This window comes from Streptomyces sp. NPDC005402 (genome assembly GCF_040606575.1).
In the GTDB taxonomy this organism is placed as follows: Bacteria; Actinomycetota; Actinomycetes; order Streptomycetales; family Streptomycetaceae; genus Streptomyces.
Genome location: NZ_JBEXFB010000011.1, coordinates 53,918 through 67,818, shown reverse-complemented (window position 1 = coordinate 67,818; position 13,901 = coordinate 53,918). Strand labels below are relative to the sequence as shown.

11 protein-coding genes are annotated in these 13,901 nt (G+C 70.8%); 4 read left to right on the top strand and 7 right to left on the bottom strand.

Going from position 1 to position 13,901, the window contains the following annotated elements; all coding sequences use genetic code 11:
• Positions 1-61 precede the first annotated feature (61 nt).
• Positions 62-436 carry a cupin domain-containing protein gene (locus tag ABZT02_RS22265; RefSeq protein ID WP_356019728.1) on the top strand — a complete coding sequence of 125 codons (375 nt, stop codon included), beginning with the start codon at positions 62-64 and terminating at the stop codon, positions 434-436.
• A gap of 1 nt (position 437) precedes the next feature.
• Here the strand turns inward: ABZT02_RS22265 and ABZT02_RS22260 are convergent, their stop codons facing one another.
• The 3 genes from ABZT02_RS22260 to ABZT02_RS22250 all read right to left on the bottom strand — a co-directional run bounded on the left by ABZT02_RS22260 (position 438) and on the right by ABZT02_RS22250 (position 6,041).
• A complete protein-coding gene (locus ABZT02_RS22260) occupies positions 438-1,406 on the bottom strand; it encodes a hypothetical protein (RefSeq protein ID WP_356019727.1) in 969 nt (322 codons plus the stop codon).
• Complete coding sequence (gene dnaE / locus ABZT02_RS22255) at positions 1,403-4,846, bottom strand: DNA polymerase III subunit alpha (RefSeq protein ID WP_356019726.1); 3,444 nt, start codon at positions 4,844-4,846, stop codon at positions 1,403-1,405. Before dnaE ends, ABZT02_RS22260 begins: the two co-directional genes overlap by 4 nt.
• Before the next feature lie 334 nt (positions 4,847-5,180).
• On the bottom strand, positions 5,181-6,041 hold the full coding sequence (locus ABZT02_RS22250; protein ID WP_356019725.1) for a slipin family protein: 861 nt from the start codon (positions 6,039-6,041) through the stop codon (positions 5,181-5,183).
• An 89-nt stretch (positions 6,042-6,130) separates the two neighbouring features.
• Here ABZT02_RS22250 and ABZT02_RS22245 point away from each other — a divergent pair, with 89 nt between their 5' ends.
• On the top strand, positions 6,131-7,015 hold the full coding sequence (locus tag ABZT02_RS22245) for an alpha/beta hydrolase (protein ID WP_356019724.1): 885 nt from the start codon (positions 6,131-6,133) through the stop codon (positions 7,013-7,015).
• Between the two features lie 76 nt (positions 7,016-7,091).
• On the opposite strand, the gene ABZT02_RS22240 is transcribed toward ABZT02_RS22245, so the two are convergent.
• Positions 7,092-8,000 carry a S1 family peptidase gene (locus ABZT02_RS22240; protein WP_356019723.1) on the bottom strand — a complete coding sequence of 303 codons (909 nt, stop codon included), beginning with the start codon at positions 7,998-8,000 and terminating at the stop codon, positions 7,092-7,094.
• A 166-nt stretch (positions 8,001-8,166) separates the two neighbouring features.
• On the bottom strand, positions 8,167-8,523 hold the full coding sequence (locus tag ABZT02_RS22235) for a DUF1684 domain-containing protein (protein ID WP_356020134.1): 357 nt from the start codon (positions 8,521-8,523) through the stop codon (positions 8,167-8,169).
• Between the two features lie 419 nt (positions 8,524-8,942).
• Between ABZT02_RS22235 and ABZT02_RS22230 the strand changes: the two genes are divergently transcribed.
• On the top strand, positions 8,943-9,383 hold the full coding sequence (locus ABZT02_RS22230) for a cell division protein SepF (protein WP_164428030.1): 441 nt from the start codon (positions 8,943-8,945) through the stop codon (positions 9,381-9,383).
• 36 nt (positions 9,384-9,419) lie between these two features.
• Here ABZT02_RS22230 and ABZT02_RS22225 read toward each other — a convergent pair whose 3' ends face one another.
• Both ABZT02_RS22225 and ABZT02_RS22220 read right to left on the bottom strand, forming a co-directional pair.
• The gene (locus ABZT02_RS22225) at positions 9,420-10,592 is read right to left on the bottom strand and encodes an acyl-CoA dehydrogenase family protein (protein WP_356019722.1); all 1,173 of its coding nucleotides are present in this window, start codon (positions 10,590-10,592) and stop codon (positions 9,420-9,422) included.
• Between the two features lie 114 nt (positions 10,593-10,706).
• Positions 10,707-12,308, bottom strand: a complete 1,602-nt coding sequence (locus tag ABZT02_RS22220; protein ID WP_356019721.1) for an MFS transporter — start codon at positions 12,306-12,308, stop codon at positions 10,707-10,709.
• A gap of 262 nt (positions 12,309-12,570) precedes the next feature.
• Between ABZT02_RS22220 and ABZT02_RS22215 the strand changes: the two genes are divergently transcribed.
• Positions 12,571-13,725, top strand: coding sequence for a mannosyltransferase family protein (locus ABZT02_RS22215; RefSeq protein ID WP_356019719.1), 1,155 nt, complete (start codon positions 12,571-12,573; stop codon positions 13,723-13,725).
• The last annotated feature ends 176 nt before the right edge of the window (positions 13,726-13,901 follow it).

Sequence of the window (13,901 nt, the reverse complement as noted above, 5' to 3'; positions counted from 1 at the left end):
CAGCTTGACTATGGAGTCATATAGTCAAGCTGCTTGACCATCTACGACCCGGAGGTTCCGCATGCCCGTAGTCCGCTCGTCCGATGCCGTCACCCACGAGATCCACGGCGCCCGTTTCGTCTCGTACGCCACTCCCCTCAGCGGGGCCAAGGAACTCTGCGCCTGGCGCGGCGAGATCCCCGCGGGCACGAAGGCACCGGCGCACACCGTCAACCGCGAGGAGATCTTCCATCTGCTCATCGGCGAACTCATGATCACCCTCGACGACAGCACTCATCGGATCACCGCGGGCGACACGGTGATCGTCAGTCCCGGGGTGACCTTCGCCGTCGAGAACCCGACCGATCACACCGCCCTCACCTGGGTCACCACCTCCATCGGCCTGGAGGCGACACTGGCGGACGGATCCCGTATCACCCCGCCATGGGCCAACTGACCTACGCGGCCAGGGTCGCCGGCAGCACCGCCAGTGGTCCGAACCTCGCCCGGGCGCGGTCCGCGGCCTCCTCGATGCGGCGGAGCTTGTCGTCGGTGGGGTCGAAGGTGAGCTGGTGGGAGGCCTGTTCGGCGGGGTCCAGGCCCTCGGCGCGCAGCGAGACGGAGCGGACTCGGGCGCGCTGGAGACCGAGGGCCTCGTACATGCCGTAGGCCGCCCTGGTGAGGGCCGCCGAGTGGGCGGTGGGTTCACCGAGGGTGCGGCTGCGGGTGGTCGCGGTGCGGTCGGCGTAGCGCACGGTGAGGCTCAGGGTGCGGCAGACCTTGTCGAGGGCGCGCAGCCGGGAGCCCAGTTCCTCGGCGGCGGAGAGCAGGGCGCGGCGGTGCCGGTCGGGGTCCAACTCGTCGCGATTGAAGGGGCGTTCGGTGGCGAGGGAGCGCGAGACGCCGTTCGGGACCACTCGGCCGCGGTCCACGCCGTTGGCCCTCTCGTGCAGTTCACGGCCGGTCTTGGCACCGACCAGGCGCTGGAGCGTGGACAGGGGTGCGGCGGCGACCCGGCCCAGGGTGTCGAGGCCGTACTCGCACAGGGTGCGGGCGGTCGCGGCGCCCACGCCGGGGAGCGCGGCGACGGGCCGGCCGGCGAGGAAGTCCGCCGCCGCGTCCTCGGGAACCGAACGGGTCACCCCGGGCCGGGCGTCCTTCAGTGCCATGCGGGCCAGCATCGGTCCGGGTCCGGCGCCGATCGCGCAGTCGACGCCGTGCAGGGCGAGGGCGCGGACCCGGATCACCGAGGCCAGTTCGACGGCGTCCCGCTTGAAGTAGCGTTCGGCGCCCCGCAGATCGGCCAGTGCCCGGTCCGGTGGCAGTGCCTCGACGACCGGGGTGAACTCCTCCAGGAGGCCGAGCAGTTCGGGCAGGGCCGCCTCCCGCGTCGGCGGCAGCTGGAAACGTACGCAGAGGATGGTCATCCCGCACTCCCCGGACTCTGGTGCCACAACTTCCGTACCTGTGAAGCCTCTTGACCCGCCGGTCGCAGATCGGCCCACGGATGCAGTTCGTATCCCGTCGGCATTTGGATTCGCCGGCCGCCGGTCGGATCGCCACTCGCGTCACCGGCCCGTTCCGGCACCGGCTCGGCCAGCCGTGCCGCCACCGCGTCGAGGCCTTCGCCGTCCCGCAGTTCGACCAGTTCGGCCAGGTTCCAGGCGGCCGCGCCCACCACGCTGAGGCTGCGCGGGCCGCGCCGCTGCACCACCCCGCGCACCAGCAGCAGCCAGGAGTGGAAGACGGTGTGCGCGCAGGCGTCGTGGGAGTCGTCGAAGAAGGCGAGGTCGACCAGGCCGGTGCCGTCGTCCAGGGTGGAGAAGATGACCCGCTTGCCGGACCTGATCGGCGGTGTCTGGGTGGCCGCCTTGGCCCCCGCGACCAGCACGGCCTCGCCGTGCCGCGCCTCGCGCAGCCGCCGTGCGCTGACCACGCCCAACTCCGCCAGGAACTCACGGTGGTCGTCCATCAGATTGCGCGAGACGTCCATCGACAGCACTCCCAGCTCGGCGCTGAGCCGCTCCACGGAGGACAGGTCCGGCAGCCCGGCCGGGGCCGTCTTCCGCCCGCCGGACAAGGGGAGTTGGTCCCCACGGCCACCGCGTGCGCCCCGGTGCAGCTCGGTCAGGTGCAGTTGCAGATCACGCCGGTTGGCACCGAAGGCGTCCAACGCGCCGACCTGGGCCAGCCGCCCGGCCACCGGACGGCTCGGCCGCCCCCGCTCCCAGAAGTCCAGCAGCGAGGCGTACGGCTGCCCCTGGGCGATCCGCGCCGCCTCGGCCTCGCTGATGCCGTGCACGTCGGACAGGGCCAGTCGCAGTCCCCAGCGTTCGGAAGAACCGGCAGATTCAGACACCAGTTCGATCCGATGTGCGACCCCCGACTCGTTCACGTCCAACGGCAGGATCGGCACCCCGCGCCGCCGCGCGTCCGCCAGCAGCAGCCGCTTGGGATACATCCCGGGGTCGTGCGTGAGCAGCCCGGCGTAGAAGGCGGCCGGGCGGTGCGCCTTCAGCCACGCCGACTGGTACGTCGGTACGGCGAAGGCGACCGCGTGCGCCTTGCAGAAGCCGTACGACCCGAAGGCCTCGACGATCTCCCAGGTCCGCTGAATCGTTTCCGCGCTGTATCCGTTCGCCGCCGCGTGCTGCGCGAACCAGAACCGGATCCGCCCCTGCGACTCCGGGTCGGACAGCCCGCGCCGCACCCGGTCCGCCTCGCCGCGCCCGCACCCGGTCATGATGTCGACGATGTCGATGATCTGCTCGTGGAAGACGACGACCCCGTACGTCCCCTTCAGCGGCTCCGCCAGGTCCGGGTGCGGATAGCGCACCGGCGCCCGCCCGTGCCTGGCCTCGATGAACGGCCGCACCATGTCGGCGGCGACCGGACCGGGCCGGAAGAGCGAGATGTCGACGACGAGGTCGTGGAAGGTGGCCGGCTGCAACCGCCCCACCAGGTCCCGCTGCCCCGGCGACTCGATCTGGAAGCACCCGAGCGTCTCGGCGGACCGGATGAGTTGGTACGTCGCCGGGTCGCCCGGCGGTACGGCGTCCAGGTCGACCCGCTCCCCCGTCGCCCGCTCCACCTCCGCGACCGCGTGCGCCATCGCCGACTGCATCCGCACGCCCAGCACATCGAGCTTGAGCAGCCCGAGATCCTCGACGTCCTCCTTGTCGAACTGCGACATGGGAAACCCCTCGCCGCTGGTCGGCACGACCGGCGTACGGCTGAGCAGAGACGCGTCGGAGAGCAGCACCCCGCACGGGTGCATGGCGATCCCGCGCGGCAGGGCGTCGAGGGCCTCGACCAGCTCCCACAGCCTGCCGTGACGCTCCTTCTCCCCTGCCAGCGCCTTGAGTTCAGGCAGTTCCTCCAGCGCCGCGCGGGCGTCCCGCGCCCGGATGTGCGGGAAGGACTTGGCGATGCGGTCGATGTCGGCGGGGTCCATGGACAGGGCCGCCCCCACGTCCCGGATCGCGTGCCGCACCCGGTACGTCTCCGGCATCGCGACGGTGGCGACCCGCTCGGTCCCGAACCGCCCGATGATCGCCCGGTAGACCTCCAGGCGGCGCGCGGACTCCACGTCGATGTCGATGTCGGGCAGCACGAGTCGCCGCGTGGACAGGAACCGCTCCATCAGCAGCCCGTGCTCGACGGGATCGGCGTGGGCGATGCCGAGGAGGTGATTGACGAGCGAGCCCGCGCCGGAGCCACGAGCCGCCACCCGGATGCCCATGTCCCGTACGTCGTCCACGACCTGAGCGACCGTCAGGAAGTAGGAGGCGAAGCCGTGGTGGGCGATGATGTCCAGTTCCTCGTGCATCCGCTCCCAGTACGCGCGCCTGCCCGCGTATCCCCTCAGCACCATCCCGGCCGCCGCCCGTGAGGCCAGCGCCCGCTGGGCACCGCGGCGGCCCGCGCCGACGAGATGCGGCTCGGGGAAGTGGACGGTGCCGATCCCGAGGTCGTCCTCGGGATCGACCAGGCACTCGGCGGCCGTCGCCTGCGTCTGCTCCAGCAGCCGGTACGCGGTCTCGCGCCGGAAGCCCGCGGCCTCGACGATCCGCTCGGCGGCCGCCAGCATGGCGCCCGGGTCCTTGAGCCAGGCCTCACCGGAGTCCAGTTCCTTGACGGCACCGACCGGGACGAGGCGGCGGGCGGAGTCCAGGACGTCGGCGACCGGGCCCAGGCCGGCGTCGGCGTACCGTACGGCGTTGCTGAGCACGGGTCGGATCCGCTGCTCGGCGGCGAATCCGACCGTACGGGCGGCCAGCCGCAGGGAGCCCGGTCCCGTGCCCTTGCGCCCGTGCCAGACGGCTTCGAGGCGCAGGGCGTCGCCGTAGGCCTCCCGCCAGGGGACGAGCAGCCGGGCGGCCCGGTCGGGGCGGCCGGCGGCAAGGGCACGGCCGACATCGGAGTCGGGCCCGAGCAGCACGGTCAGCCCGTCCCCCCGGTTCTCGGCCCGGGACAGCAGCGGCGTGCCCTGCTCGCCCTTGTCGGAGTGCGCCGCCGTGACGAGCCGGCACAGGTCGGCCCAGCCGCGGGCGCCGTCGCGGGCGAGGAAGGTGACACGGGGAGCCGACTCGTCGACGAAGGCACCGCCGCGCACGGGAGCACGGCGTCGTTCCTGCCGTACGGGCTCGGCCTCCTCCACGGCCAGCCCCACCCCGAACAACGGCCGCACCCCCGCCTTCGCACAGGCCTTGGCGAACCGGACCGTGCCCGCGAGGGTGTCGCGGTCGGTGAGGGCGAGAGCGTCCATCCCCCGCTCGAAGGCACGCTCGGCGAGGCGCTCCGGGTGCGAGGCGCCGTAGCGCAGGGAGAACCCGGAGACGGTGTGCAGATGAGTGAAGCCAGGCATCCACACCTCCCGCTGTCGAACATCAGTTCCCTATCGCCTCACCTCCACCATAGACCAAAAACCGAACGTGTGTACGACATGGTTCGAGCCACCTCTCACCTGCGGAAACGGCTATTCGGACCCGGATGTGTCGGTCTCGGTGGATTCCTCGGAAAGGGGCTCGGCCGCAGTGTTCGACCGAGCCCCGGCGGCCGTCGCACGCTGGACGGTCTCCAGGGCGTGCACGCGCGTGAAACGCGATGGCGCGCCCTCGCCGTTTTTGACAGTCCACGGTCACCCCAGGCCGTTCACGCTGCAAACACTACGAGCGAGTAACTCCTCATCAGCCTGAGGTCTAGTCCTGTCCTGAATTCGACCCCTCGGAATCCGGACCCGGCCGGGGCTGAAGAGGCGCACGTTGCTCCTGCAGCGATTGCTGCACCGGCTCCTGCACCGGCTGCTGCGCCCTCTCCAGAAACCGCAGCAGCTCGACGGGAAACGGCAGCACCAGCGTCGAGTTCTTCTCCGCCGCAACCGCCACCACCGTCTGCAGCAGCCGCAGTTGCAGCGCGGCGGGCTGCTCCGACATCTCCTTGGCCGCCTCGGCCAGCTTCTTCGACGCCTGGAGCTCCGCGTCCGCGTTGATGACCCGCGCCCGCCGCTCCCGGTCCGCCTCGGCCTGCCGGGCCATGGACCGCTTCATGGTCTCGGGCAGCGAGACGTCCTTGATCTCGACCCGGTCGATCGTGACCCCCCACTCCACCGCCGGGCTGTCGATCATCAACTCCAGCCCCTGGTTGAGCTGTTCGCGGTTGGACAGCAGATCGTCCAGTTCGCTCTTGCCGATGATCGACCGCAGCGAGGTCTGCGCCATCTGCGCGACCGCGAACCGGTAGTCCTCGACCCGGACGACCGCCTCGGCCGGCGAGGTCACCTTGAAGTAGACGACGGCGTCCACCCGCACGGTGACGTTGTCCCGGGTGATGCCCTCCTGCCCCGGCACCGGCATGGTCACGATCTGCATGTTGACCTTCCGGAGCTTGTCGACGCCCGGAAGGATCATCGTGAACCCCGGTCCGCGCACGTCCGGCCGGAGCTTTCCGAGGCGGAAGACCACGCCCCGTTCGTACTGCTTGACGACCCGCGCGGCCGCCATCACGTACACCGCTCCGGCGGACACGAGCGTCACGCCCGCCGCCACCAGCTCCTCGACCATCGCGACCCCCAGGGTCCGAACCAGGCGCTCAAGGTGTGTACTTCGACGGTAGCTCCGCTGTGTACACAAAGGGGAGACGGAGGACACAGGTGGTCCACGGCATCAGGACTCAGGACGGCCGCCGGCTGACGGTCGAGGAGTACGGCGACCCGGACGGCGCACCGGTCGTCCTGCTGCACGACACCCCGGGCTGCCGCTTCGGCGTCGTACCCCCGGACGTCGTGACCGCGCACCCGCACATCCGGTTCATCGCCTACGACCGTCCCGGCTACGGTGATGCGGACCGCCTGCCGGGACGCCGCGTGGCCGACGCCGCCCGGGACGTGGCGGAACTGGCCGGCGCTCTCGGGCTCGGCCGTTTCTCGGTGCTCGGCCACTCCGGCGGCGCCCCGCACGCTCTGGCCTGCGCCGCGCTGCTGCCCTCCCGGGTACGGCGGGCGGCGGCGCTGGCGTCACCCGCGCCCCCGGACGCGAGGGACCTGCGCTGGTTCGACGGCATGGCCGCGTCCCGGGTCGAGGAGTTCACCCGGGCGCTCACCGACCCGCTCTCCTTCGCCGAGCGCCTCGCCGCCCGCGCCGCCGACATCCGCCGCGATCCCGCGCAGTTGCTCGTCTCGCTGCGTGACGGGCTCACGGACTCCGACCGGCGGATCGTCTCTGACCCGGCGGTCGGCGAGCTGCTGCTGCGCACCTACCGGGAGGCGCTGCGCGGTTCGTCGTACGGCTGGCTCGACGACGAACTCGCCCTGCTCAGCGACTGGGGCTTCGACCCGGGGGCCGTCACCCGGCCGGTCCTGCTGTGGCACGGCGCCCAGGACACGTTCTCGCCGGTCGGCCACTTCACGTGGCTGGCGGAGCGCATCCCCCGTGTCCGCCCCGTCCTCCAGCAGGGCACCGGGCATTTCGGCGCTCTGAAGGCACTGCCGGCCGTACTGGACTGGCTCTGCGCGGCACCGGACCGGACCCCGTCATGATCACGGCGAACCCCCGTACGACGGATGCGTACGGGGGCTCACCAGGTGCCGGCTGCGCTGCAGGCCGTTGCCGGTCCTAGAAGACGCTGACGCCGTAAGCGCTCAGTGCCTCGGTGACCGGCTGGAAGAAGGTCGTACCGCCGGAGGAGCAGTTGCCGCTGCCGCCGGAGGTCAGACCGTAGGCGATACCGCTGTTGGAGTAGAGCGGGCCGCCGGAGTCGCCGGGCTCGGCGCAGACCGTGGTCTGGATCATGCCGTAGACGACGTCACCGCCGCCGTAGTTGACGGTCGCGTTCAGCGCGGTGACCCGGCCGCTGTGGATGCCGGTGGTGGAGCCGCGGCGGTAGACCGTGGTGCCCACGCTCGGGGTGGCGGCGCTGGTGATGTCGACGCTGCCGACGGTGCCGGAGATCGAGGACGTGGGGTAGCTCGTCGAGTACTTGACGAGGCCGTAGTCGTTGGTCGGGAAGCTGGACCCGGCCGTCGAACCGAGCGTGGTCGTGTGCGAGGAGTTCGACCACCAGGTGCCCGCGCCGTCGGTGCAGTGACCGGCGGTCAGGAAGTAGTAGGTGCTGCCGCTGCGGACGTTGAAGCCGAGGGAGCAGCGCCAGCTACTCGCATAGATGGCGTCGCCGCCGGAGATCAGCTTGTTGAACTTGCCCGGGGTCCGCTTGATCGTGAGCGCGTCGGCGTTGCTGCCCGCCTGCTCCTTGATCTTGGCGATCTCGGCCTGCGAGACCGTGCTGTCGACGGTGACGACCACACGGTTGGTCTTGCTGTCGACGGCCCAGGCGGTACCCGGGATGTCGGCCTTGAGCACCGAACTGCTGGCGCTCTTGAGTTCGGTGGTGCTGAACGGGGTCGCAGCGGTCGCGTTCGCGCTGGGGACCGCGATCGCGGCCGCGGCCACGAGGCCGGTGGTACCGGCGATCAGCCGGGTCCGTCTCGTTATGCCACTGCGGGGGTTGGTGCGCTTGATCCTCACGTTTCGTTCCCTCCCAGGGGAAGTCGGGGGCCCGCGTGGGGTCGGGGCCCGTGAGGCGCAGTCAGCGGCACGACCGTCCGGTTTTCGAACACGCCGTGCCCCTGACAAGCGCTGAGGGGGAGTATTCGGCCGAACGGACGGTCGGCGCAAGGGCGCCTTTCGGCCGTCAAGCTTTGAAAGACCTTTGTGCTTCAGAGGGAACGGCCACGCCTCGAACCACGTCCCACTCCCCTGTTTCGACCGCGCCGCCGAGAGGGTTTCCCGGCGGCGAAAAGCGGCAGACGCAGTGGTCGGCGAAGGCTCGGGGCGTCGGCGGGGTTCGGTCGAAGCCGACCGACGTACGGCCGTCGGCGTCCGGCGCGGACGGGTACGCGAACCGGAATCGGCGCCTGCCGACCCCGCTCGCCGTATCGCCGAAAACCGCCCACCGCGAACCGCCCCGTCCTGACCGTGTGCGGCTCGGGCACGGACGGCACCGCCTCGGCCCGGTCCGACGCGATCTCGACCGCCGGAAGTGAAACACCTTTGGGGCACGGGGCCGTATCGGTGTCCGGATCCGCGTCGGCCTCTCCGGCAAAAACCTCACCGGCCTGATCCGCCGTCAGAATCGATACGCGCAAGCCGACGGCAGCCGGGCCCGAGGAATCCGAGTACGGCGATTCCCCGTGGTCGGCACGGCGTTGAGCAGCGGGTTCGCACGGCCGCCCCGTTCACCCGTACGCCCCGGCCCTCACCCATACGCCGTGAAGAATCATATTTCACTCACAGTCAGCAGCCGTATGGGAAACGACCCTTGGGGTACCTGGGCTCTCGACGTATTCCCTGTGCACCAGTACCGTCACAAACCCCCCGCGCGGCGGCTATCCACTTGGCGCGCGATCCGCATCATGGATGACCATAGGGATACAGAAGCAAGAGAAACCGCTGTGAGAGGAGGCGTCCATGGGATCGGTGCGCAAGGCGAGTGCTTGGCTGGGCCTCGTTGACGACAACGATGACGAGCGTTACTACGACGACGACGGATACTCCGAAGGGACCGAGCCCGGGGATGCCTGGGTCACCGACCCACGGGTCAAGGTGGCCTCGGATGTCGCCGAGGAGAAGGGCCGTCGCATCGGCACGGTCACCCCGGACAGCTTCCGGGACGCCCGCGCCATCGGCGAACTGTTCCGCGACGGTGTCCCCGTCATCATGAACCTCACCGCGATGGAGGCCGGTGACGCCAAGCGCGTCGTCGACTTCGCGGCGGGGCTGATCTTCGGACTGCGCGGCTCCATCGAGCGCGTGTCCACCCGGGTGTTCCTGCTGACCCCCGCCAACACCGAGATCGTGAACGGCGATCCCGCGCAGCACCGCACGGACGGCTTCTTCAACCAGAGCTGAGGCAGGGCCGCTCGTCGGCCCTGCCTCAGGCAGGGTTCACCGGAAGGCATCCAGTCCGGTGAGCGCCTTGCCCAGCACCAACTGATGCATCTCGACGGTGCCCTCGTACGTCAGCACCGACTCGAGGTTCGTCGCGTGCCGCATGACGGGGTATTCGAGGGAGATCCCGTTGGCACCGAGGATCGTCCGTGACGTACGGCAGATCTCGATCGCCTCACGGACGTTGTTGAGCTTGCCGAAGCTGACCTGCTCGGGACGCAGGCGGCCGGCGTCCATGCGCCGCCCCAGATGGTGGGCGAGCAGAATCCCCTTGTGCAGTTCGACCGCCATGTCGGCGAGTTTGGCCTGGGTGAGCTGGAAGCCCCCGATCGGCCGCCCGAACTGCTCCCGCGTCTTCGCGTAGTCGACGGCGGTCTCGAAACACGACCGCGCCGCCCCCATCGCGCCCCACACGATCCCGTACCGGGCGTGCGAAAGACAGCTCAGCGGCCCCTTGAGCCCGACGACCTCCGGCAGCACCGCGTCGGCGGGCAGCCGTACGTCGTCGAGGACCAGCTCGCTGGTGACGCTGGCCCGCAGCGACCACTTGTGCTTGATCTCGGGCGCCGAGAATCCCGGCGTGTCGGTCGGCACCACGAACCCGCGGATCCCGTCGTCGGTCTGCGCCCACACGACGGCGACCCCGGCGACCGACCCGTTGGTGATCCACATCTTGCGCCCGTTCAGGACCCAGTCCGTGCCGTCCTTCTTGGCGTACGTCCGCATGGAGCCGGGGTCGGAGCCGTGGTCGGGTTCGGTGAGCCCGAAGCAGCCGATGACCTCGCCGGCCGCCATGCGGGGCAGCCAGGTCTGCTTCTGCTCCTCGCTGCCGAAGCGGTGGACGGCGTACATGGCGAGAGAGCCCTGCACCGAGACGAGGGAGCGGATCCCGGAGTCGGCGGCCTCCAGCTCCAGACAGGCGAGCCCGTACTGCACGGCGGAGGCGCCGGCGCACCCGTAGCCGCTGAGCGACATCCCGAGGGCGCCGATCTCCCCGAGTTCGCGGGCGAGTTCCCTGATCCCCGGCAGCTCGCCCTTCTCGTACCAGTCGGCGACATGGGGCAGCACGCGGTCGGCGGCCCAGGTCCGCACGGTCGCGCGGATCGCGAGGTCCTCCGGCTCCAGCAGGTCGTCGATGCCGAGGGGGTCGGCGGGGTCGAACGGGGGCATGGCACATCCTCCGGCAGAAGGGCTCCAGCGGGCGGGCGACTAGAAACTAGCACCGCTAATTTAAGCTTCCGTCGCCGACGGTACAGCGCGTCCCGCCGCACATCCAGACGCCGGTCAGGCGGAGACGCGCGACTCCGCGACTTCCCTGGGCGCCGGAAGCTCGACCGCCGTAGCGGCCTCACCGCACTGCATCGTGCGCGGCAGCCGCAACGCCATCACCGCGCCCAGCAGCAACAACCCCGCACTCACCAGCAAGGTCACGTGCAGCCCGTGCACGAAGGAGTCCCGGGCGGCCCGGCGCAGGGCCACACCCGCGGGTCCGCCGAGGCGTCCGGCGACCTCGTAGGCCTCGCCCAGGGAGTGCCCGGCCGACCTGGACGCCGACTCCGGGACACCGGACACGCCGGAGAGGCCGGGCGTGTACGCCGCGTTCATCACGCTGCCGAGCAGCGCGATCCCGATGCCCGCCCCGAGCTGGTACGAGGTCTCGCCGATCGCCGCGGCCCCGCCCGCCTGCTCCGGCGGCGCCTCGCTGAGCATCGACTCGTACGCCCCGAAGAGCGTGGTCTCCAGGCCGAACCCGAGCAGCACGAACCCGCACACCAGCAGTCCGGCGTTGTCCGTGTCGCCCATCGCGGTGAGCAGCAGCACGGCCACGGCCGTGAGGCAGAACCCGGCACTCACCATCCGGCGCGGCCCGAACCGCCTCAGCAGTCGCGCCCCGGCCAGCCCCGCCGCCATCGCGGCGATCGTCAGCGGCAGCAGCCTCAGGCCGGTCTCCAGCGGGGACAGGTCGAGAACCAGTTGGAGGTACTGCGCCGCGATCAGTTCGAGCCCGACGAGGGCGAGCATCGCCAGGACGATGCAGCCGACCGAGGTGCTGAACGCGGAGCGCGCGAACATCCGCAGGTCCACCAGGGGATGCGGGAGCCGTCGCTGCCGCCGTACGAAGAGGACCAGCAGTACCGCGCCCACGGCCAGCGGCACCGCGGTGAACACGTCGAACTCCCCGCCGCCCAGCCGCTTCACGCCGAGCACGAGGGCGAACAGCCCGGCGGCGGCCAGCAGTGCGCCGACCACGTCCCAGGGGCCCTTCCCGCTGCCCTTCGACTCGGGCAGCAGCAGTCGGCCGATCGGCAGGCTGACCAGCATCAACGGGATGTTGACCAGGAAGACCGAGCCCCACCAGAAGTGCTCCAGGAGGAAGCCGCCGAGCAGCGGTCCGACCGCCGCGCCGACCGCCGCGACGGCGCTCCAGATGCCGATGGCGAGCGCCCGCTCACGCCGGTCGGGGAAGACCTGGCGGAGGATCGACAGTGTCGCGGGCATGATCATCGCGCCGCCGACGCCGAGCAGCGCCCGCGCGAGGATCAGCACCTGGGCGGTGTCGGCCACGGCGGCCACACCGGAGGCGACGCCGAAGAGACCGTAGCCGAGGAGGAGGACTCTCCTGCGGCCCACGCGGTCACCGAGCGTGCCGAAGAGGATCAGCAGCGAGGCGCAGACGAGCGGATAGACGTCGACGATCCAGAGCAGTTCCATCGCGCCGGGCTTGAGGTCCTCGGTGACGGCGGGCACCGCCACGTGCAGCACGGTCGCGTCGAGGGCGACGAGGAGCAGGCTGACGCAGAGGACGACGAGGACGACCCAGCGGTTTGCACCGGCCCCGGCCGCCCGACGGCGCAGCATTGCGGCGGCCGTGGTCGTCCCGGACATGTACGTACCTCCCAGAAGTTCCCTCGCGTTCGGCGGGCACACGGGGTGGGGACTCCCCATGATCTCGGCCGGAGAGGAGCGGTGGTCTCCGGCCCGCGCAGCGAACGGCGGGTGACACGTCAGCGTACGCGAGTTCGGGCGAAGGCCCAGTGGCGGACCTCTCAGACTTCGGACGGAACACGTGTGGTGTACGCCACTTTCCCCGCCTGTCGCCCCGCCCCGGCGGGTGGGCGGGTGTGGGGGCCGGTCGATAATCGGACCCGTGACGGATCTTGGAGCGCGCACCGAACCGGCCCTGCGCCGAGCCGCCCCGGCGCTGCTCGGCTACGCGGCCGTACGCGCCCTGGGCCTCATCACGCTGGCGCTGTGGAGCGCGGCGCGCGACAAGAACGCGTACACCCTGCTGACCGCCCGCTGGGACGCCCTCTGGTACACGCGGGTCGCCGAACTCGGTTACGGCTACGAGGTACGACTGCCGAACGGCGACGTGCACTCCAACCTGGCCTTCTTCCCGCTCCTGCCCTGGCTGGAGCGACTGCTGTCCGCGACGACCCCGCTGTCGTACGCCGACGCGGGCTTCGTGGTGGCCCTGCTCGCCTCGCTGGCCGCGGCCTGGGGCGTCTTCGCGGTGACGGATCATGTGTACGGCCGTCGGGCGGGCCTCTGCGCGGTCCTGCTGTGGGCCGTGCTGCCCGTCGGGATCGTCCAGTCGATGGCGTACAGCGAGTCGCTGTTCACGGCGCTGGCGGCCTGGTCGCTGTACGCGGTGCTGACCGGCCGCTGGGTGACGGCGGGCCTGCTGGCCTCCCTGGCGGGCCTGACCCGTCCGGTGGGCCTGGCGGTGGTCGCGGCGGTGTGGGCGGCGGGGATCACCGCCTTCCTGCGGGAGAGGCGGACCCGGGAGAGTTCCGGCAGCGCCCCTGCCCGCCGCGCCCTGGGCATGACCCTCGCCCCCCTGGGCGCCGCCGCCTACGTCCTGTGGGTCGGTCACCGCACCGGCAAGGGGCCGCTCGGCTATCTCGACGTGCAGGCGGGCTGGCGCAACGGCTTCGACGGCGGGTACGCCTTCGCCCGCTTCGTCGCCGACAAGTTCACGTCGTTCCCGTCGGCCCTGGCCGGGGTCGGGCTGATCCTCGGCGTCGGCCTTGTGGTGTGGCTGTACGTCGTCTGCGCGCGACAGGGCCAGCCGCTGCCCCTCCTGGTGTACGCGGGTGTCGTCACCGCGCTCGCCCTGTGCGCGTCGAGCTACTTCGGCTCGAAACCGCGCCTGCTGATGCCCGCCTTCCCTCTGTTGCTTCCCCTCGCCCTGGCCCTCGCCCGCGCAAGGACCCGCAGGTCAGCCGTGATCGTGGCGCTGCTCGCCGGCGCGTCCGCCCTGTACGGCGCCTTCTGGCTGAACGGCTCCGGTCCGCCATGATCGACTCCGGGCCGATGAGCGCCCGGAGAATTCCGCCCCATGATTCGGTGAACGAATTCATAAGGACCATAAAACCCCCACCCGGAATGATCAAAGGAATTGAAGGACGCAGCCGTCCGCCTTTGCGGAATCCCTGGAAATAAACCCCCGGCTGAGAGGAATCCCACATCACATCG

Coding starts and splice junctions, on each gene's coding strand:
- dnaE (WP_356019726.1), bottom strand. CDS start 4,846: ATGCCTGGCTTCACTCATCTGCACACCGTCTCCGGGTTCTCCCTGCGC.
- ABZT02_RS22220 (WP_356019721.1), bottom strand. CDS start 12,308: ATGTCCGGGACGACCACGGCCGCCGCAATGCTGCGCCGTCGGGCGGCC.
- ABZT02_RS22225 (WP_356019722.1), bottom strand. CDS start 10,592: ATGCCCCCGTTCGACCCCGCCGACCCCCTCGGCATCGACGACCTGCTG.
- ABZT02_RS22265 (WP_356019728.1), top strand. CDS start 62: ATGCCCGTAGTCCGCTCGTCCGATGCCGTCACCCACGAGATCCACGGC.
- ABZT02_RS22250 (WP_356019725.1), bottom strand. CDS start 6,041: ATGGTCGAGGAGCTGGTGGCGGCGGGCGTGACGCTCGTGTCCGCCGGA.
- ABZT02_RS22230 (WP_164428030.1), top strand. CDS start 8,943: ATGGGATCGGTGCGCAAGGCGAGTGCTTGGCTGGGCCTCGTTGACGAC.
- ABZT02_RS22260 (WP_356019727.1), bottom strand. CDS start 1,406: ATGACCATCCTCTGCGTACGTTTCCAGCTGCCGCCGACGCGGGAGGCG.